This is a genomic window from Bacillus cereus (assembly GCF_025917685.1).
GTDB classification, from domain to species: Bacteria; Bacillota; Bacilli; order Bacillales; family Bacillaceae_G; genus Bacillus_A; species Bacillus_A cereus_AT.
On record NZ_CP089518.1, the window covers coordinates 2047224 to 2068154 of the forward strand.

The window sequence follows — 20931 nt, forward strand, 5'->3', positions numbered from 1 at the left end:
GGGTGATAACCATTGGATGGTTAGGTTCAGTATTTAAAAGAAATAAAGAACTAGAATTTATGGTGGATCTAGACATAATTGCTGATACAGCAAACAGGCTTCATATGAAACGATTAGCACTTGATACATGTGTATCTTTTCTAGGAAGAACGATTAGTCAATCTGAATTTAGGGTGAGAAACGGTAAAATATTTGAGAAGAATGAGCTTTATTATCGATTAAACGTTAGACCGAATAAGAATATGACTGCAAGTACCTTCTGGGAAAGATTTATCCGTAAACTTATTTATGATAATGAGTGTTTAGTTATACAGGCGGATGATGGTGATTTACTTATTGCTGATGGGTTTCAGCATAATGAATATGCTGTATATGAAGATACCTTTACAGATGTAACAGTAAAAGATTACACGTTTAAGAGAAGTTTTAAGCAAAGTGAAGTTATTCATTTAAAGTATCGAAATGATAAATTGTCTCCGCTTATTGATGGATTATTTGCAGATTATGGGGACTTATTTAGTAGGATATTAAACTCTCAAAAACGTAAAAATCAAGTTCGTGGCACGGTCGATATGGATATGATTGGTGCCAAAACAGAAGAACAAATAGCGAAGTTACAAGAGTTTATCGACAATATGTATAAGGCGATTGGTACTAAAGATATCGCTATTGTTCCGCAACAAAAGGGTATTAATTATAACGAAATATATAATGGTGTTGCGAATGGGCCGAGTGTGGAAGAAATAAACAAAGTAACCAGTGGTTTTTTAAATCAAGTAGCAATGGCCATCGGTATTCCGACAGCTTTATTATATGGAGAAATGGCTGATGTAGAGAAGCAAACGAAAAATTATATGCTTTTCACAGTAAGACCATTATTAAAAAAGCTATCTGATGAAGCGAATGTTAAATTCTTTGAAATGAATGAATATCTTTCAGGACAAAAGATTATAGTTAAGGCTGTTTCTTATCAGAGTATATTTGACCTAGCAACAAGTATTGATAAGCTTATTTCTTCAAGTGCATTTACAGGAAATGAGATTCGTTCAGAAGTAGATTATGAAGATTCTGATGATCCAAACTTAAATATCCACCATATTACAAAGAACTATAAGAAACTAAATGAATCTGAAGGAGGTGAGAAATGATGGAACATTTGAACATGAATAAGCTTTTAAATTTAAAACGAGATATTCGTTTTGAGGCAAAAGGTGAAAATGAGTACAAATTAACCGTTTACGGGTCAATCGGTGGATGGTTTAGTGAAAATAACGCTGAAGCAGTAAGAAGAAAGATTCAAGATGTAAAAGCAGAAAAAATTCACGTTCATATTAATTCGGGTGGAGGTTCAGCGTTTGATGGTGTAGCAATTTGTAATCAATTAAAGCAGCATGATGCCGAAATTATAGTTCATATTGATGGTTGGGCAGCAAGTGCCGCATCTGTAATTGCAATGGCAGGTGATAAAATCATTATGCCTAGTAATACTATGATGATGATTCATCAAGCGAGTACCTTTGAATATGGAAATGCAGATCTATTTGAAAAAACAGCACGAGATTTACGGAAGATTGATTCAGCTTTAGCAGCATCTTATAAGAAACGTTTTGTTGGAACAGATGAAGAATTAAAACAACTTTTAAAAGATGAAACCTGGCTAACGGCAGAGGAAGCAGTTGCTCTTGGTTTAGCTGATGAAATTGCTGATGAAATTGAAATAGATGATGCGCAGGAAGAGGAAGTTGTAGAAAATTTTAAAGAAGATTTAGTAGCTAAGTATACGAAACAGCCAAATAATCAAAAACCAAAAGAGCTTATTCAAGAGCCTGTTAAAACAAAACAGAATCTGAGTACGCTCTTTTTAAATTTAGGAGGAAAATAAATTATGGTAATTAAATTTAATAACTTTGAAGATAAAAAACTAGCTTTTGCAAAAGCAACGCAGGAAGGAACACCAGAAGAACAAACAGCGGCTTTAAATTCCATGATTGAAGCACTTGCTACAGATGTTCGTTCGGATATCTTGAATCAAGTCAATGAATCTATTGTAGACCGTTCTATTATGCAGTCTCGTGGTTCTAACGTATTAACGAGTGAGGAAATGAAATTCTTCAATGCAGTCGTTCAAGATGGTGGATTTAAAGATACTGAAACATTACCTAAGACAACGCAAGAACGAATTTTTGATGATTTAGTTCAAGGTCATCCGTTGTTAGAACATATCGGATTAGAAAACTTAGGTGCTGTGACAGAATTTATCTATGGAGATCCAGAAGGTGCAGCTGTATGGGGACCATTATTCGGTGATATTAAAGGACAACTAAATGCTACATTCCGAAAAGAGTCTATCTCTCAACTTAAATTAACGGCATTTATCCCATTGGCAAATGACATGCTTAAACTTGGTCCAGTGTGGGTGGAACGATATGTTCGTACAATGATTTCAGAAGCTATGTCTGTAGGTTTAGAACGTGGATTTGTAATTGGTACAGGTAAAGATGAGCCTATCGGATTGTTAAAAGATCCAAGTGGAAGTGTTGTTGGAGGAGTATATCCAGATAAAAAAACAGCAGGGACTTTAACGTTTGAACCAGGTCGCAAAACAATCAATGAATTAAAAGGCGTTGTTAAATTACTGGCTAAAAAGCTAAATCCCGATGGTAAAACTGATGCAGACAGACCAAAAAATATTGCTGGGAAAGTCGTTATGGTAACAAATCCGTTTGATACTTTTGATATCCAAGCAAATGCAACAATTCAAAATGCGGCTGGAGTATATGTGACAAGTTTACCTTTCAATCCAACTCCTACAGAATCAGTGTTTGTCCCTCAAGGAAAGGTCCTGTTTTTTGTTAAAGGAGAGTATATTGCAGCGATGGGCGGAACTGAACCGATTAAAAAATATGAAGAAACATTAGCTTTAGAGGACGCGACACTTTACGTCGCTAAACAATATGCTACGGGTAAGCCAAAGGATAAATATACTTCACAAGTTTACACATTAAAACTTGAAGAAACACCAACTCCACCAGCTCAAGGGTGATGCGAATGGATACAGTAATTTCAAATGAAATATTACAGCAATTCAAAGATAGGATGCGATTAGGTGATGATGAGGATGATAACCTAAGACGTATCCTTTCCGCATCTAATCAAGAATTAACAAGAGTATGTGGTTCATATGACATAAATAATGATGAAGCGTTCAAAGAATTAGTTTTTGAGCGCTCTCGTTATGCTTATAATGATGCACTTGAATATTTTAATAATAATTTTTTAACGATGATTAATAGTTTCAGTATTGAAAAAGCATTAGAAGAAATTGTATTGGACGGTGAATCATATGCGTCCTTTTCAGTATAAGAAACCATTAAATACAGGTGATTTTAGGAATAGAATCATCATCGAACAACCTGTAGCAATAGAAGATGAATTAGGTCAAATAAGTGAAGAAGATATAACATGGAAAGAGTTAAAAAAGGCGTGGGCTATGATAAAAACGCTAAAGGGCTCTGAATATATTGCAGCTTCAGCTTCACAAGCGACCAAAACATATCGTTTTGTTATCCCGTATACTTCTGGAATTACAGAAGAGATGAGGATTAAATTAAAAGGTCGCATCTTCGATATTATCGAACCACCTATGAATGATGATGAAATGAATCAAACATTAACCATCATTGCAAAGGAGAGTGTGGGAGATGAATGATTTTGCTAGTGAAATTACTAGAGAATTACAACGATACTCTCACCTAGTAGAAGAGGACTTGGAAGTTGCTAAAGAAGAAGTTTCAAAGAATCTTGTGGACGAATTACAACAAAAAAGTCCAAAGAATACAGGTGAATATCGTAAAGGGTGGCGTAAGAAGAAAGTTGGCAATGCAATTGTTGTTCATAATACATTGAAACCACAACTTACACACTTGTTAGAAAAAGGACACGCAAAAGCCAATGGTGGGCGTGTGCCAGCTCAAGTCCATATCGCTCCAGCTGAAGAAAAAGCTATAAATGAATTTTTAGAACAAGTTGAAAGGGCGATTCAACAATGACATTAAGTGAATTAAAAGGAATTCTTGATGCTACAGGTTATCCTGTGGCCTATTCGCATTTCACAGCAACGCCCGGTAAGCCAGTTCCTAAACCGCCTTATATTTGTTATCTTGTGGATGGCTCTCCTAATATGCCAGCCGATAACAAGGTTTATCACGAGATAAGTGATGTAAGCATTGAGCTTTACACAATTAAAAAGGATTTAGTTGCTGAATCCAAATTAAAAAAAGCCTTAGATGATCATGAGATACCTTATGAATCATTTGAGGCTTTTATTGAATCTGAAAAAATGTATCAAAAAACATATGAAGTGAGGTTGATATAAATGGAGAACAAAGTGCAATTTGGTTTAAAGAACGTTCATTACGCAACATTTGAAGAAAAAGACGGTGTGGTTACATTTGAAGCGCCAACTCCTCTACCAGGTGGGGTTGAACTGACATTTGAACCACGCGGAGATTTAATTGAATTCTATGCAGACGATATGCTTTATTACGCTGCAAGTAATAACCAAGGTTATGATGGAACGTTAAGTATCGCTAGTATCCCTGAGAAATTTGCTATCGATGCATTAGGCGAACAGTTAGATGAAGTTGATGGCGTATTAAATGAGATAGCGGATGCAAAAGGGAAATCATTCGCATTGCTATTTGAATTTGATGGCGATAAAAAAGCAACTCGCCATGTTATGTATAACTGTTCAGCGAGTCGTCCAACACTCGCATCTAAAACGAAAACAAACTCCGCTGAACCTAATACAAACGAGTTGAAATTCGTTGCTAGTCCTATCAACCTTAATGGGAAACGTGTAGTTAAAACAAAAACAACTTCTAATACCACTCAAGCTATTTATGATGGTTGGAACACAGAAGTTTATAAAAAGAAATAATGCTAAAAGGAGCGTAAGTAAATGGAAAAAACAATTATTGTAGATGATAAGGAAGTTAGATTAAAAAGCACAGGAGCTACTCCAATCCGATTTAAAGCGCAGTTTAGAAAAGATTATTTTGCTGAGCTTTTAAAATTAGCACCACTTGGGAAAATTGATATGGAAAATTTGGATCCAAGTAAGTTAGATAGTGTTGATTTTGAAGTATTTTATAATCTCGTTTGGACTATGGCAAAAACTGCAGATAAAGAAATACCAGAGCCGATGGTATGGCTAGATTCCTTTGATGAATTCCCAATCATTGAAATCTTAGAAGATATCCAAGATATGATAACTTCCACAATTCAATCTAAAAAAAAGTTGTAGATAGCAATAATAATAGTCAGCAAGGAGCGGATCAGGGTGATGTATTCACAACTGAGACGTTCCTTATTTTGTGTTATAAATGCAAGCTCACTAGAGCTGATTTAGAAGATATGACAATTGGAATGTGCTTAGATTACATCGATGAATATTTAGAAATGCAAAAACCTCAAAAAGAAAAAGTAAGAAAAGCAACTCAAGAAGACTTTAATTCCTTCTAAGGAAGAGAGGTGAGATTATGGCAGGAAGAATTAAAGGAATCACCGTTGAAATAGGTGGAGATACCGTCGGATTACAAAACGCCTTAAAAGACGTTAATAAACGCAGTAATGATTTAACAAAAGAATTAAAAGATGTTGAACGTCTTTTGAAGTTTAATCCAGGTAATGTGGAAGCATTAGCTCAAAAACAACAATTACTTACACAAGAAATTGAAAATACAACACAAAAGCTAGATAAGTTGAAGGCTGCAGAGCAGCAAGTCCAAGCTCAATTTCAAAACGGTAAAATTTCTGAAGAACAGTATCGTGCATTTAGGCGTGAAATTGAATTTACAGAAGGATCGCTTAATGGTTATAAAAACAAACTTGCTGGATTAAAAGCTGAACAAGATAATGTAGCAAGTTCAACTAGACAGTTAGGAACTTTGTTTAGTGCTACAGGTAAAAACGTTGAAGATTTTGCAGGAGCGTTAGGAAATCGTCTTGTAAATGCGATCAAAAGTGGTACGGCCACAAGTAGACAGTTAGATCAGGCTATTGAGCTTATCGGTCGTGAAGCTTTAGGTGCTGAAGCTGATATTGAAAAGCTACAACGTGCATTGCGATCTGTGGATGATGGAAACTCAATACAAAATGTTCGAAATGAATTAAGGGAACTCTCTCGTGAAGCGGAAAGAGCGAGTAAAGAATTTAAAGAGTTAGATATTGGTTTGGAAAATATGCTTGGTGGAGCTATGGCAGCTGGTGGTATATCAGGAGTAATTGAACAAGCTCTTGATACTTCTAAGTTAAAAACAAAAATTGATATAACTTTTGAAGTCCCTGAAGCATCAAAAAAGTCAGTTGAACAGGCTGTTCGTGGGATAGAAGCATACGGTGTAGATGTGGAAGAAGCTCTTGAAGGAACACGTAGACAATGGGCTTTAAATAAAAGTGTCGGTGATGAAACAAATGCAGCAATCGTAAAAGGAGCAGCCGCAATATCAACTTCTTATGCAGGTATTGATTTTACAGAATTAATACAAGAGACAAATGAAGTTGGTAGTGAATTAGGGGTCACTAACGAAAGTGCTTTAGCTTTAACAAATGCCTTATTAAAAATGGGTTTTCCTCCAGAACAATTAGATATTATTGCTGAATACGGTGGGCAATTAACACGAGCCGGTTATACAGCCGAAGAAGTACAAGCTATTATGGCGGCCGGGGTCGATACAGGTACCTGGAATATTGATAACTTATTGGATAAAAAATTGTCCCTATGAATGGTGACATTCATAGCAAACTCCTTTAATTCGGTGAAACTCTCAGTGATTTTTCATTGAGGCAATACCGAGCCAAGCTTTTAACAAATCGACGACGAATTTATTTTTTTATTAAAAATACCATTCCTAATTGTTCAAACATTTCTTCCTCTAAAGTAAATGATACAATATAGGTATCATTAAGGATTGTAAATATGGGGTGAGTAGATGGACAAACGGTTCTACGTTTACGAATTTATAAGACTAGATACAGGAGAGCCATTTTACGTAGGAAAAGGCTGTGGAAATCGAGTGAACGATATACACAGGGGGAGAAGTGAATGGTTTAAAAATACAATCAAGGTACATGGTGCTATTTCTAGGGTTATAGCTGATAATCTTACTGAGAAAGAAGCGTACGAAGCTGAAGTGTGGTATATCTATGAATATAAGCACTTATTTAATTACAAACTTGTGAATTTAGATGACGGCGGATATGGTGCAGCCTCTGGTGATTTTAATCCAATGTACGGAAGAAAGGGTAATTTAAGTCCGTTATATGGAAGAAAAGCCACAGAAGTGAGGAGGCAAAAAATCAGTAAAGCGCTTGAAGGTAAGAAAAAGTCAGAAGAGCATAAGTTGAAACTTAAAATTCATTGCTTGAATAGAGATTATTCAGGAGAAAATAATCCTAATTTCGGTAATGGAGCAGCTATATCCGGAGAAAATAATCCTAGTTCTATAAAAATAAGAGCTACTGATAGTAGTGGGAGTGTCACTATATTTGCTTCTAAAGAAGAGGTTACTGAACATTTTAGGATGAGTTATTACTTATTGAATAAATTAATGGGGAAAAAAATATCCGTTGAAATAGATTTTAATAGAGAAAAAAATAAATATCGTCATTTAGAAGGGTATAAATTCGATTTGTTAAATGAAGGTGTAACGACTAGTCGAGAGACGTACACTATAAGTTAATGATAGTGGAAATAGGGAGCATCTAGGCTCTCTTTTTTATTGCCTAGATGATGATATAGTCTGGTCTGTATAGTGATATACAGAAGTTCATAAGAGAACTGGCAGGGCGTTGCGAATTCTGCTGAACATTACGGGACTAAAAGAAGGGCGTATTAAAGCGGCTGAATTTGGTCAAGGTGTCGATAAGTCAATGAAGGAAGCCTTGGAAGGAACTAAAATTTCAGCTGATCAGCTAGAAAAATGGGGACAATCTGTAGCAAAAGGCGGTAAGGAAGGTTCAGCCGCTATGACAGATATCGCTAAAGCATTGAACGAAGTCGAAAATGAAACAAAGCGAAATGAGATTGGCGTAAAGTTGTTCGGGACCATGTTTGAAGACCAAGGGCAGAACATCATCGATACACTGTTAAATGCTAAAGATAAAGTTATTGATTTAAATGTAAGCCAAGAAGAATTAAACGAAATGATTAAGAAAATGGATGCAAGCCCAGCTATAAAGTTCCAAAAGGCAATGGGTGACTTAAAAATGGCACTTGAGCCACTTTTAGGCGTAATTGCAAGCATCATTGGTGCATTTGCAAGTTGGATTTCCGCTCATCCAGCATTAGCGGCAGCATTAACAACTATTGTTGTTGCGATTGGCATATTAATTGGAGCTTGCATGGCTCTAGCCCCAGTGTTTATAACCTTATCCAGTATTGCTGGAATTGTTGGTGTAAGTGTTGGGGCTATTGCTGGTCCGGTCGCATTAGTTGTTGCTGGGTTTATAGCCGCCACCGCCGCAATAGTTGGAGTGGTAATTGGATTCAAAAAGTTGTGGCAAACGAATGAAGGATTCAAAAATAGTATTACTGGCGTGATCAGTGGTATACAAAGTTTCATCGATATATTAATTTCGCTAAGTAAATACTTATTTTTCACAGCTGTGGACGGAGATTATCTGAATGACTGGATTACCCATCTACCTACAGGATTTCAAAATGCAGCCGAATTAATCGGAAAAGCAATAAGCAAAATCCGAGAGAGTTTAGTCACTTTGTTTAATGCTTTGAAAGCCGTATTTTCAGGAGATTTCAGTCAGATAGGTGAGATATTTAAAACAATTGGTCCATCAATAGTAGGTGCAATAGTAGGAGGAATTCCCGGAGTTTTAATCGCTACATCTAGATTTCTTCCAGCGATTGCAGGTCAACTTAATGCGAATAAAGGCGTTTTATTAGAAGCGATCACTAACATCTTTAGTAACGTAGCTAATTTCTTAATGACAACACTTCCACAGTTTATTCAAACTGGAGCGGAAATTATAAATGGTCTTGTGAATGGATTAGTACAGGCAGCACCTGTCATTTTGCAATCAATGGTTGAAATAATAAATACGGTAGCTCAAGCAATCGCTACGAATTTACCTATGCTCGTTCAATCTGGAATACAAATAATCCAAACTTTAGTTACCGGGATTACTCAAACTTTACCGACAATAATTCAAATTGGACTTCAGCTCATTATGACATTAATAACGAGTATTATGCAGATGCTTCCACAATTAATTCCTGTGGCTGTATCAATCATTCAAACGATTATTAATGGACTTATGATGATACTCCCACAATTAATCGAAATGGGTATTAATTTACTAATTTCATTGATTACTGGAATTACACAGGCTTTGCCAATGATCGCATTAGCAATAATTACTGTAATTACTACATTAATTGAAGCAATTACGGCAAATTTACCAATGATTATTGCATCTGGTATGCAGATTTTGACAAGTTTAATAAATGGTATCATCCAAATGTTACCTCAACTTATTGATATGGCAATAAATTTGATTACTCAAGTAGCTAATACTTTACTAGCAAATTTACCTGCAATTATTCAAGCTGGTGTTCAAATTTTAATGGCTGTAATACAAGGGATTGTGCAAGTTTTACCGCAATTGATTAATGCAGCACTAGATTTAATTGTTAAAATCGCTTCTACTTTGATTGCGAACTTACCACAAATCATTAGTGCAGGTATAAATATTTTACTAGCTTTAATTGCTGGTATCGTTCAAGTTATACCTCAATTAATAGCGGCAGGTATTAACCTGATTATCACGCTAGTAGGGGCCTTGATTAGTAATCTACCAAAACTATTAGAATCAGGCGTAAAACTAATTTTAGCGTTAATACAAGGGATTATAAGTATGGCTGGGCAACTCGGATCAACAATTGTATCAGATATCATTCCTAAAATTGTCGATACTCTCAAGCAAATTGATTTATTAGGGATTGGTAAAAATATCATTCAAGGCTTGATAAATGGTATCGGTTCAATGGCTGGAGCTGTCGGTAGTAAGGTATCAGAAATCGGAAGTGGCATCAAGAAGGGCTTTACGGACTTCTTTGATATCCACTCACCTTCACGACTTATGCGTGATGCAGTCGGTAAACAAATCGGTGCTGGTCTTGCAATTGGTATGGAAAATTCAATTGGTGTGATTAATAGAGCTTCACAAGCAATGAGTGAAGCGGCAACACCTTCTGTGGATAGCGGTAATTATGGTTTAACACAATCAAATGGTGGTTATTTACCAGGAAGTGCATCAGGAAATGGAAATGCTACAATCCAACTCGTGCTAAATGAACAAATTCTTGGTGAAGTTGTTGCGCCACTAGTAGATATCGCTCAAGGGAAACAAATGAAAACAACATTATACTTTTCGGGGGAGGCTAATGCATTTAATTATTGAAAGAATGAATGGTGAACGGTACAAAATTAGTAAAGAAACAGGTTATATTCTTTTGAAATTCCGCCCAGAATCCATAAGAGTAAATAAATTAAGAGAAAGAATCAATGGTAGACCTCCTATCAGTACAGGTAATGAAATCGAAGGGAGGTCTATTCATGTTGAAATTTTATTTAAAGCTTATGATTTTCCAGATCATGCTTTAAAACGAAATGAATTTTTCCAAATACTTGATTCAAGGGAGGACTTTTATGTCATATACAGTGAAGAACCAGGAAAACGGTGGTTAGTAAGCACTGAAGGTTTTACACCAGAACCCGTGTCTATAACTTTAGGAAGATGTGAAATGGTTCTTTATTCAACATCACCATACGCAGAATCAATAGGAACAACGCTTGATATGTTCACTTTTGATTCTGAACTTTGGCAAATAGGACAAGGATTAATTGCAGAAGATGTACAGTATGTACATAAAACCTCATCATTTCGTATTTATAATGCTGGTGATGAGGAAATAGATCCTAGAAAACTACCACTTGTAATTCGGATTCGTGGAGATACAAATGGTTTAACCATCACTAATCGAACGACAGGCGATGTATTTAAACTCAATATCCCAACTTTGGCTAGTGATACTGTTGAATTGAATAGAGTTAGAGTTTTTAAAAATGGAAATACAGTATTCACAAGTACGAATAGAAAAGTTATTAAAATAGCTCCTGGATGGAACGACTTTATTGTGTCGGGTATATCAGGGGCTATTCAAATTGATTTTGATTTTCGATTTTATTATTTGTAGGTGATTGAATAATGAATGATTTATATATTCGTAGTATTAGTGGATCTGAGGAAATGTTAACTCATTTTGAGGTATCTCGAAAAGATGGTGTAAATGGCGACAAATATATTGATGTGAAAATCATCAAGACTGATACAAACGAACATGCTTACTCTTTAATCTACAATCAAAACACGTTTATATACGATGATGAGGAATATATTATCAAAAATTGTGACGAACAAACAATTGGAAATACAGTAACACGTAATTGTAAAGCTATCCATCGTTTTTTCGAAGATTTAAATGATAATCATATTTATGAGCAAATAAGTGGCATATTACGCTTAGATAAACTACTAGAATTCTCTTTAAAAGGTACAGGTTATAAAATCGTTATTTATAATAATAATTTACCATTAAGTGTGGAAGTTGAAAATTTCGGTGATGAAAGCTCATTGGTGTTATTCAAGAATGTCTTAGATAAGTTTGGAGCAGAGTTTGATGTTATTGGTAATGAAATAACAGTAATGAAGGAAATCGGCAACTATACAGATGAACAACTACGATATTTTTATAATATTAAAGATCCATCCCAAGAAATTGATACAAATGATTTCAAAACACATATTAAGGGATATGGTAAGAAAAACGAAGATGGTTCTTATGTAGTTACTGCAGAATACACAAGTCCACTTTCTAAAGTATATGGGATAAAACACGCAAAACCTGTTAGAGATGATAGGTATACAGATTACGCAAGTTTGTTAGAACGTATAAAACGTGATTTGCATGACAGTATCGATATTTCGATTAAATTATCAGCTGTGGAAGCAGAAGAATTGGGCTGGCAATACATCAACAAAGGCGATTATGTTTGGTGTATCATTGATCCATTTGATTTAGATGTTCGAATTCGCGTGGTAGATGTGGAGGGTTTTTCTAATGAATATAAATCTTCAATTTATACATTAGGACAAATTAGGCGTAAGGCTTCAGATATAATGGTTGACCTAAAAGCATCACAACAAGCAGTAAAAAAAGATATCAACGATACCAAGGTAACCGTAATACAGACGCAACAAACAGTAACTAAAGCTGTTGAGGATATTTCAAACGCTACAGTTGATGTAACTGAAGTCAAGTCCTCACTTGTAACTACCAATAAAACTGTTAGTGAACAGGGCGGAGAAATACGCACGCTTAAACAGACAGTACAAACATTAGAATCCAGTGTTGACGGTATCGTCATACCAGGAGTTGCAACCGAAACAAAAGATGGATTAATGAGTGCTGCAGACAAGAAAAAACTGAATCTGATTAAATACACAGGACAAGCCGAGGTGGACTTGTCTATTTTAGTGCAAAAAATTAGTGTTTTAGAACAAGGTAACGTCACTTTAACGCAGCAGTTACAACAATTAGATGGACGTGTGAAAGTGTTAGAAGGAAACAAACCAGTTTAAAAAACGAATTTTATATAAATTAGGAGGGATTATTTATGAGACCAATTCAAATTTACTTAGGGGTACCACAACCAAATAAATTACCTGTCTATGAGGTACCAGCAGGTCAACAAACTACAATTAAACAAATGATCTTTTCTAATACAGATTCAGTTGATTCAAAAATTACAGTGACAATTAATACAATTGATATCATGAAAGATTATGTTGTGAAAACTGGTGAAACGAAAATTATTGATTTAGCAATTGTATTGAATCAAAATGACAGATTATCTTTACAACAGGAAAAGGCAAATGCGATAAACGTCATGATCAGCGGTACATCTGAGCAGATACAAGCAATTTACCAACAATAAAAGCAGAGCGCATGATTGTGCTCTTTTTCTTTTAGATTTCAAGAAAAGTAGGTGAGAGGATGCCAATTAACTTACACAGATGGAAGGGAACGGCACAGAATCGAGAATTTAGGAACAATACGAATTCTAACTGGGATCAACTCGAAAAATCACACAACGGAATTGAGGAAATAAGCGATCAAGCCAAAAGAGTTGCAGACGATGCAAACCAAAAAGCAAAAGAAGCGAATAATTTATCTGAGAGTGTACAAGAACAATTTAATCAAGTTGTTATTGATGGGGATTCATCTGTTGAAGCGGCGCAAGCAAGGGTGGATGAAGACGGGGTAGCACATCCTACTTTAAAAGCACGTGTTGATCATGAATCAAAAAAAATCAGCGGTTTAGCTCAAAAAATAGATTGGATTGATGTCCGTGATTATGGATTTATTGGTGATGGTATTGTTGATGATACAAAAGTAATACAAAATGCCGCAGCAGATTTACCTGGAAAAGGGACACTAAAATTCCCGTTATCAACTTTTTTATTAACAAAACCGATTGATATACATGTTTCTGACGTAGAAATTGACGGCAGTGGCAGCACTATCATTTGGAACGGAACTACACCTTTAGGTAACGCGAACCGTTTAATTGGAATGTTCAATATAAAAGGGTCAATTACAACAGATAAGAAGCTTATTACATCTTTCGACTTAAAAGATAAAAAGAATTTATATTGGGCAACACGTGGTGGTGCTATTACACTAAACGATGTGTCAAACTTAGCAATTGGTGACTATGTAGCCGTAGAGATTCAAACGGGTGGTTATAACCCTAATTTACTAAACACGAAAGTAAGTATACTCACGAAAATACTAAATATTAGCTTAAACACTGTATATGTAGAGTATGTTAATCCATTTCCCTTTCCTGCACAAATGACGGCAGGAACATTGACAAAGGTTAACGTTGTACAGAATGTTAAAGTTAAAAACTTCGCAATAATCGATAATACTGCGCTGAAACCTGGATGGGTAAGTACTCCATTCACTTCCTATCCAGATGCAGACCGAACAAACATAGTATCAGGAATATCTTTACAGTATGCAGAGAATTGTACTGTTGAAAATGTGAGTGGAACGAACACAAAATTCCCACTCGTTATGGCCAATTACACATGTCGTTCGAAAGCGATTAACATAAATTTGGAGAAACCAGCGCTAATTGGTGGAGGCGAGGGGTATGCGGTGCAATTTAATAGTTCGCTATATTGTGAAGCTACTAAATGCTACGGTGTGAGTGCTCGACATGTTGTTGACTTCACAGCATCAGCATTTTCTAATGCGAAAGATATAAAAGGATTTGATATAACTACATCAACAATTCAGATGCATGGAGCGTACGAACATGATATTACATTTGAAGACGTTATCGGAAAAATAGGTGTAGTAAGCGGACAAACTTTTGGTAATGCGAATATGAACATTACATTTAATCGCTGTTCTGGTACGACTATTTCTGGTCTAGGATTCACTGTTGGATATAGACTAGAAAAATGTAACTTTGAAATTGATAATGTATTTACAAATGCTATGTTTATTGATTGTGATATTTTATGGTCTTCTGATTTGTACGAATCGCCAGACAAGCGTGGTTATGCTATAGATTCGAAAATAGAAATACGAGGTGGTTTGCTAACATTCGATAGCTCTCAAGATTACTGTATTATCAAAGACTACGATTATATCGTAATCAACAACGGATGCAATATAAAATTTGTTGGAATAACGGATGGTAGCGTAGCTGGTAAAAACGTAGATTTCGAAAACGTAAAGAACTTTAAAGTATACAAAAGTGTGATCGATGGGGTTAAATTACGCCCGAGAGGGTCATATCGTACGATGGAATTCAGTATCGATGATAACGAGATTATTTGTAAATACGCAGGGCCTTCTATTAGTACGAAACATTTAACTAATGCAGTATTAATCGGAACTATTACAAATAATACATTTACGAAAATAGGAAATAACGCATCTATTGCAGCGGCTTTTCCTTATCCAGAAGATACAATCATTGGTTCAACAATTAGTGCAACGTATTCAGGGAATACATTCAAAGGACAACTTGAAGTAAGGTTCGAACCTGTAGGTGAAAAAGGAACGACTATATTTACAATAAATACATTGCGTGATGGTGCTAAAGATGTAAATAAGAATAAAACAAACGTAACGAATTTAAATAATCAGATCGTTTAATGAATTTTGTTCTGTTCTAAAAATGAATAAAACAATGATGTAGATCGAGAGAAGTTCACAATGAAAATTTGATTTTTATAAAAAGAAGGTGATGATATCGAAGGAAGAGAATATCAATTACAAAGGGCATCTTTGTATCGAAACAAACTACCGTAGAATCAAAAAATATAGTAAAGGGTGATTATAATGAAACTTTACGAGGTTTTGATGAGGTATGAAAAGGGTGAGTATAAAGATGGAGATGTATTTTTGTATCAAAACAATCCAAGAATGAAAGCGATGTTCGAATTTGGAGATTTAGTATGGTGTGATGAGCATATAGCTGTGAGTTGTAAAAATCTTTCTCGTGATATATGGACATATAAAGAAAGACTAAAAAATCAAGCTAGATATAGTTCTTAATTCGGAGAGATAATTGTCTCTCTTTTTATTTCGAAAGAATGTATTCTTATTAAATACACATAATATCCATTAAGAGTTAACAATCTTAATATACTCTATAAGTAAATGTATCGAAAGAGGTGGATAGTATGGTAGGGAAATCGAACTTCGATAGAGGTTTGTTTTACGGAGGTATGCTATCGTTAGGTTTTTGGATTATCCTATTTAATGTGATAAACACTTTAGTTAGATAACTAAAATTTAATAAAATACGGCTTTTATAGATTAAGAGGGACATACGCGTTCCTCTTTTTATTTTTAAATAAATTCACATGATTTATATATTTAAAACTTCACAAATAATACACCGCTAATACACAACAGCAAGATATGATATGGTGACTAACTTATGAAAATAATAGGAGAGATATTATGAAGAGTGAAGTTAATTTCTTTGTAGGTTTATTATGGGCAAGTTTCTTTTCAATCATTTTATGGGCGGCATTTTTTCTGATTGGTAAAGGGATTGTAAATGGATTTATATATCAATATTAATGAAATATAAAAAATACGGATTTTATAGCAAAAGAGGGACAAATAAATGTCTCTCTTTTTATTTTGGAATGGGGTGGTCAAAGTGGAAGGATTACAAGATGTAAGGAACGATGTTCATGAAATAAAGCAAGATATCAAGGACATTCGTTTAGAAATTAAAAGTTTAGAGATGCGAACAACGGGTAACGAAAAAGATATTATCAATATCAACAAACAGTTAGATAAAATTAGCAACAATACTACCTGGATCTTACGGCTTATTGTAGGTGGGATTATAGGCGCAGCACTCACTTTTTTAATGAAAGGAGGTGGTATGTAATGTTTGAAATTACTGTAATGATTGGAATTGTAATTGGTCTTTCACAGATTGCAAAAACAATTGGATTACAAACAAAATACGTTCCGTTATTAAATTTAACGCTTGGCATTGTGCTAGGCGTTTTATTTTTGGGCGGAGATATCAAAACAAATGTATTTCAAGGAATCATCATTGGACTATCTGCAAGTGGATTATTTAACCACACAAAAATTATGAAAAAGGATGTTGATGCTAAATGAAAAAGACAATGAAACTAGCTTCCTCTGTATTTATGACACTAGTGCTCCTGTTAAGTTTCACAACAGGGGCTTTTGCTGATAGAACGCTTATTATTCCAGATTTACCAAAACAGCCATATCGTTATGGTGTAGGTGCTTATGAGGGCGTTGTAGCTCATTCTACAGCAACTCCAGAAGCGCCAGCTATTAACATTCAAAAATATGAGTCTCGTACATGGCGTTCAGCATTCGTTCACTATGCAGTCGATTGGGATGAAAAGATTCAAATTGCATCTACTAAATATCGTGCATGGGGTGCAGGTTCAGCAGCGAATGCTAGATTTGTTCACATTGAATTGTGTGAGACAAGTGATCCAATAAAATTTAAACGTTCTTACGAACGATATGTAGAGTTGATTGGGGAAATCTTACGGGAACGAAATATTCATCCTTCTAAAGGTTTATGGACACATAAGGATATTACTTATAAATTAGGTGGCACAGACCATGAAGATCCACTTGATTATCTTCGTAGTCATGGTGTATCTGAGGCTAAATTCCGAGCAGACGTGTTAAAGTCTTATAACGGGAACTCGGTTACGGTGGATGCAAAACCGCAAAAGCCAAATGAAATACCTGGTACAGTCGAGGTGAATGGTGTTGCGTATATTGAGGGATACAATATAAATCTCCGCTCTGGACCATCCACAGATAATAGTATTATTCGTAAACTACAAAAAGGAGAGGCTTATAAAGTATGGGACAAATTAGGAAACTGGTTAAATCTTGGTGGTAACCAATGGATTTATTATGATTCCTCATATATTCGTTACAATGGGACGGAAGCTTCTACTGTAGCTGCTGGTAAAAGGGTTATTTCTAAAGTGGACAATTTACGTTTCTATGAATCTCCATCTTGGCAGGATAAAGATGTTGTAGGTACCGTTGATGCAGGATTAGGGTTTACAATTATTGATAAAGTATCGGTGAATGGTTCAACGCAATATAAAGTGAAAAACTCAAAAGGTAGTATCTTCTATATTACAGCTAGTTCAACATATGTAGAGGTACCATAAAATAGAAAAGCCGATTCCAATTAAGGATTCGGCTTTATTCTTATTAAGAAATTTAGAATTTACTTTTAGACAATGCTTTTAATATAGGATTTATGATTTTACTTAATAAACGAAATCCGTTAAATATAGATTTTATAACCGTCATATTATTGTCCCCCTAAACTAAATAAATCATATCAACTTCATACCAAGGATGTAAACATTGTATGTTCATAAATTCAAATGAAAAAGAAGCTTCTTTTTCAAAGTGAATGATGGTGTTATGACTAAAAATAGACTGAATAATCAGAAAATATTTTATCAATAAATAGTAATTGTTATGATATACGCTTTGATATGATGATTTGTTATAATATTTAGATAATATTCTTGGAAAAGGGGGATTTATATGGAGACAAAAATTTCTACTACTAGCAAGGGGTATGAGCTATTAGAAGAATGGTATCATGAAATGCTTGCTCAGCATATAGAGAAGGCAAGTGTTTTAAAAATTGAAGCAGATAATATATTTAATAAGGTTAAAGAAAATGCAGATTCTTTTATTTATTACTCCCTGTTACGATTTAGGTACCAAATGTTAAAGGGGAATTTTGAAAAAGGGCTAGAAGAGCTAGAATACATAAAAGATATGCCAGATGGTTTACTAAAATATTACTATCACTTCTTTAAATTTATTTATGAAACAGAAGTTGGAAACTACAATAGTGCAGAGAAACATCTTGAATCTGCTAGTGATTTATTAGATATGATGTCCGATGAAAAAGAAAAAGCAGAGTACAATTATCGTGTTGCGCTATATAAATACTATATTTCACAACCCACTTTAGCGATTAATTATGCTACAAAGGCTCTTGATTATTTTTCAAGTCATGAAGGCTATGAGACTAAAAAGGGAGCGTGTGAAAATACATTAGGTATGGCTTGTATTACTTTAGAACAATTTGAATTAGCAGAGGAATATCTAATTTCTGCTCTAAATATGTTTCAAAAACTTGACGAACAATCGCTAGTTTTAAAAGTTCGTAGTAATTTAGGAGTACTGTATGCCGAACAAAACTTATCAGATTCAGCTATACGTCATTTAGAAGAAGTATATAAAGCGTGTCAACATACAAAATTGCATTATCAAAGAAGGGTAATATTCCTATTAGCTCGGGAACATATTAAAATAAAACAGCATAATGATGCAGCTTTTTATATTAAAGAGGGCTTGAAGGATTGTAATCAAGAATATAGTTATCATCTAAATATTATGGAGTGTATAAATAACAATGAATCTATAGCGAAGTTAGAAGAAATTGTAAATGAATCACTTTCGTATTTTAAAGAACAAGAATTGTGGAAAGACATTCAAATTTATACCGAACTATTAGCAAGTAAATGGTATAATGTGGGTGCAAAGGATAAGGCGTGTGAGTATTATCACTTAAGCCATGAAGCGAGAACTTTATTAAAAGAAAAGGGGCGTTTAAAATGAAAAAGATTAAAATTACATTAATGAGTTTAATCGGTATTGCAGTATTATCGTTTGGATTAAATAGTCCTAGTATTGAAAAAAGTGCAGCAACTACACTGAAACAAGAAAATATTATTTCATATTCAGAACATGGTACAGGAATCTAATAAATAAAAAAATTACCCCCATCAGTTATTAAAGAAATAAATAATCAATAAGCAGTAAAGTAGATAAAATAAACAAGGCAGGATGATGACAACATCTTGCCTTGTTCAATTGTGAAAAATTATTGAACTGTAACGAATTTTTTTAGAGGGTATTTTAAATAGGAAAGAACAGATGAAAAAATAAAACAAGCCTAACCTATTTATGTTTGTTTTATTTTGTGGGGGGCACCCACAAACCCACCCACAATTCACCCACAAAAATAAAAAAAAGTGATGAATCACTATGAAACATCACTTTTATGAAACCTTGATAAATCAACGTTTTTGGCACGATTTAAAACTTGATGAATCCAGAGGATATATTCCGTACACAAGTTCAACAATGGGAACGGTAATACCTATTTATCAAGGTGATTGTAATACAATATTTATTGCAGAAGTGTATGTTAAATGAATTGTTTTTAAAATAAAAATCGATTTAATACAGTTTAATTAAAGGCTATTATTTGCTCACATTTTGCTCACAAATAATATAAAAACACGTGAAAAAATATGAAATTCCCTATTGAAATAGAATATAATATAACAAATGAAAAAGTGTCACAAATGCTTGTATAACAGGCATTTGTGACACTTTTATAGTTTTATTTAACACAAAATGAATAAGATTAAAACTGCTCATTCTTCTCCCAAGATTCAACGATATAATGTGCAATCGTCGGATTAAATCCTTTACCAACTAAGAACATAATCGCAGCAACTTCTGTTAAAGCATGTTTGTGTGATGTATGTTTCGCTTCATTTAAACCGTAATCTACCCAAGGTTTTACGAAATCAAGTACAGGTTTCTTTAAAGGTAAAAACTGTGTGCCGACAACTTGCTGGATTTGTTGTTGCGTTGGTTCTGTAATAGGTCCAGGTGGTAAAATTTGAGGCTGTGTAATATCGAGTGTCGGTCCAGGAGGTAAGATTTGTGGTTGTGTCGGATCAATTGTTGGTGGTGCAGGTGGTGAAACACGTGCGTCATAGTGTGGTTGATACATTTGTTGTTGGTATTGCGGTTGTTGTGGCTGAGTTGGATATGGATTTTGTTGATATTGTTGTTCTTGACTTTGCGGTGCTGTATATGGAATTTGCTGATATTGTTGTTCTTGATTTTGTGGTGCTGCATATGGAATTTGCTGATATTGTTGTTCCTGATTTTGTGGTGCTGCATATGGATTTTGTGGATATTCAGCTTCTTGATTTTGCGGTGTTGCGTATGGATTTTGTTCGTATTGTTGTTCTTGCTGTTGAAGCTCTTGTTCCTCATATTGTTCTGTGTATCTTTGTTCCTGCTGCTGAGGATAAAATGGTTGCTGTGGATAAGGCGGTTGATTATTATAGAACATATTGATTCCTCCTTCATAATGATGCCTACCACCTAGTGTATGGGCGGACAAG

The 20931-nt window shown here is 34.6% G+C and carries 23 protein-coding genes and 1 pseudogene; 23 read left to right on the forward strand and 1 reads right to left on the reverse strand.

From position 1 onward, the window contains the following. The first annotated feature begins 2 nt into the window (after positions 1–2). The 23 genes and pseudogenes from LUS72_RS10675 to LUS72_RS10785 all read left to right on the forward strand — a co-directional run bounded on the left by LUS72_RS10675 (position 3) and on the right by LUS72_RS10785 (position 19488). Positions 3–1148, forward strand: a complete 1146-nt coding sequence (locus LUS72_RS10675) for a phage portal protein (protein ID WP_264448911.1) — start codon at positions 3–5, stop codon at positions 1146–1148. Next, on the forward strand, positions 1148–1882 hold the full coding sequence (locus LUS72_RS10680) for a head maturation protease, ClpP-related (RefSeq protein WP_264448912.1): 735 nt from the start codon (positions 1148–1150) through the stop codon (positions 1880–1882). Before LUS72_RS10675 ends, LUS72_RS10680 begins: the two co-directional genes overlap by 1 nt. Before the next feature lie 3 nt (positions 1883–1885). Continuing rightward, positions 1886–3043 carry a phage major capsid protein gene (locus tag LUS72_RS10685; protein ID WP_264448913.1) on the forward strand — a complete coding sequence of 386 codons (1158 nt, stop codon included), beginning with the start codon at positions 1886–1888 and terminating at the stop codon, positions 3041–3043. Positions 3044–3048: 5 nt separating this feature from the next. Beyond that, positions 3049–3363 (forward strand): hypothetical protein, encoded by a 315-nt coding sequence (locus LUS72_RS10690; RefSeq protein WP_264448914.1) that lies wholly within the window; start codon positions 3049–3051, stop codon positions 3361–3363. Continuing rightward, the gene (locus LUS72_RS10695) at positions 3344–3709 is read left to right on the forward strand and encodes a phage head closure protein (RefSeq protein ID WP_264448915.1); all 366 of its coding nucleotides are present in this window, start codon (positions 3344–3346) and stop codon (positions 3707–3709) included. Before LUS72_RS10690 ends, LUS72_RS10695 begins: the two co-directional genes overlap by 20 nt. Then, positions 3702–4049, forward strand: a complete 348-nt coding sequence (locus tag LUS72_RS10700) for an HK97 gp10 family phage protein (protein WP_420720167.1) — start codon at positions 3702–3704, stop codon at positions 4047–4049. Before LUS72_RS10695 ends, LUS72_RS10700 begins: the two co-directional genes overlap by 8 nt. Then, positions 4046–4375 (forward strand): hypothetical protein, encoded by a 330-nt coding sequence (locus LUS72_RS10705; RefSeq protein WP_264448917.1) that lies wholly within the window; start codon positions 4046–4048, stop codon positions 4373–4375. The genes LUS72_RS10700 and LUS72_RS10705 overlap by 4 nt, the downstream gene beginning before the upstream one ends. Then, complete coding sequence (locus tag LUS72_RS10710; RefSeq protein ID WP_264448918.1) at positions 4376–4939, forward strand: major tail protein; 564 nt, start codon at positions 4376–4378, stop codon at positions 4937–4939. It abuts the gene before it with no gap. 21 nt (positions 4940–4960) lie between these two features. Further along, on the forward strand, positions 4961–5305 hold the full coding sequence (locus LUS72_RS10715) for a hypothetical protein (protein WP_264448919.1): 345 nt from the start codon (positions 4961–4963) through the stop codon (positions 5303–5305). A gap of 235 nt (positions 5306–5540) precedes the next feature. Next, a pseudogene (locus LUS72_RS10720) lies at positions 5541–6767 on the forward strand (hypothetical protein); the annotation flags it as partial. A 225-nt stretch (positions 6768–6992) separates the two neighbouring features. Then, positions 6993–7742: a GIY-YIG nuclease family protein gene (locus LUS72_RS10725; protein WP_264448920.1), complete on the forward strand. Its 750-nt coding sequence runs from the start codon at positions 6993–6995 to the stop codon at positions 7740–7742. Between the two features lie 367 nt (positions 7743–8109). Continuing rightward, positions 8110–10479, forward strand: coding sequence for a phage tail family protein (locus tag LUS72_RS10730; protein WP_420720173.1), 2370 nt, complete (start codon positions 8110–8112; stop codon positions 10477–10479). Then, positions 10463–11275, forward strand: a complete 813-nt coding sequence (locus LUS72_RS10735) for a phage tail family protein (RefSeq protein WP_264448921.1) — start codon at positions 10463–10465, stop codon at positions 11273–11275. Before LUS72_RS10730 ends, LUS72_RS10735 begins: the two co-directional genes overlap by 17 nt. 11 nt (positions 11276–11286) lie before the next feature. Then, positions 11287–12720 carry a phage tail protein gene (locus tag LUS72_RS10740; protein ID WP_264448922.1) on the forward strand — a complete coding sequence of 478 codons (1434 nt, stop codon included), beginning with the start codon at positions 11287–11289 and terminating at the stop codon, positions 12718–12720. Positions 12721–12755: 35 nt separating this feature from the next. Next, on the forward strand, positions 12756–13076 hold the full coding sequence (locus LUS72_RS10745) for a hypothetical protein (protein WP_264448923.1): 321 nt from the start codon (positions 12756–12758) through the stop codon (positions 13074–13076). 59 nt (positions 13077–13135) lie between these two features. Then, positions 13136–15316 (forward strand): glycoside hydrolase family 55 protein, encoded by a 2181-nt coding sequence (locus LUS72_RS10750; RefSeq protein ID WP_264448924.1) that lies wholly within the window; start codon positions 13136–13138, stop codon positions 15314–15316. A 207-nt stretch (positions 15317–15523) separates the two neighbouring features. Next, positions 15524–15718, forward strand: coding sequence for a hypothetical protein (locus LUS72_RS10755; RefSeq protein WP_420720168.1), 195 nt, complete (start codon positions 15524–15526; stop codon positions 15716–15718). A gap of 411 nt (positions 15719–16129) precedes the next feature. Beyond that, positions 16130–16252 carry a hypothetical protein gene (locus LUS72_RS10760; protein ID WP_264448926.1) on the forward strand — a complete coding sequence of 41 codons (123 nt, stop codon included), beginning with the start codon at positions 16130–16132 and terminating at the stop codon, positions 16250–16252. Positions 16253–16334: 82 nt separating this feature from the next. Then, the gene (locus LUS72_RS10765; protein ID WP_264448927.1) at positions 16335–16571 is read left to right on the forward strand and encodes a hemolysin XhlA family protein; all 237 of its coding nucleotides are present in this window, start codon (positions 16335–16337) and stop codon (positions 16569–16571) included. Then, the gene (locus LUS72_RS10770; RefSeq protein WP_264448928.1) at positions 16571–16810 is read left to right on the forward strand and encodes a holin; all 240 of its coding nucleotides are present in this window, start codon (positions 16571–16573) and stop codon (positions 16808–16810) included. Before LUS72_RS10765 ends, LUS72_RS10770 begins: the two co-directional genes overlap by 1 nt. Then, the gene (locus LUS72_RS10775; protein WP_264448929.1) at positions 16807–17865 is read left to right on the forward strand and encodes an N-acetylmuramoyl-L-alanine amidase; all 1059 of its coding nucleotides are present in this window, start codon (positions 16807–16809) and stop codon (positions 17863–17865) included. The genes LUS72_RS10770 and LUS72_RS10775 overlap by 4 nt, the downstream gene beginning before the upstream one ends. A 388-nt stretch (positions 17866–18253) precedes the next feature. Next, positions 18254–19342 (forward strand): response regulator aspartate phosphatase, encoded by a 1089-nt coding sequence (locus LUS72_RS10780; RefSeq protein ID WP_264448930.1) that lies wholly within the window; start codon positions 18254–18256, stop codon positions 19340–19342. Continuing rightward, complete coding sequence (locus tag LUS72_RS10785; protein ID WP_197218985.1) at positions 19339–19488, forward strand: Phr family secreted Rap phosphatase inhibitor; 150 nt, start codon at positions 19339–19341, stop codon at positions 19486–19488. The genes LUS72_RS10780 and LUS72_RS10785 overlap by 4 nt, the downstream gene beginning before the upstream one ends. A 668-nt stretch (positions 19489–20156) precedes the next feature. On the opposite strand, the gene LUS72_RS10790 is transcribed toward LUS72_RS10785, so the two are convergent. Further along, complete coding sequence (locus tag LUS72_RS10790; protein ID WP_264448931.1) at positions 20157–20879, reverse strand: hypothetical protein; 723 nt, start codon at positions 20877–20879, stop codon at positions 20157–20159. Positions 20880–20931: the final 52 nt, after the last annotated feature.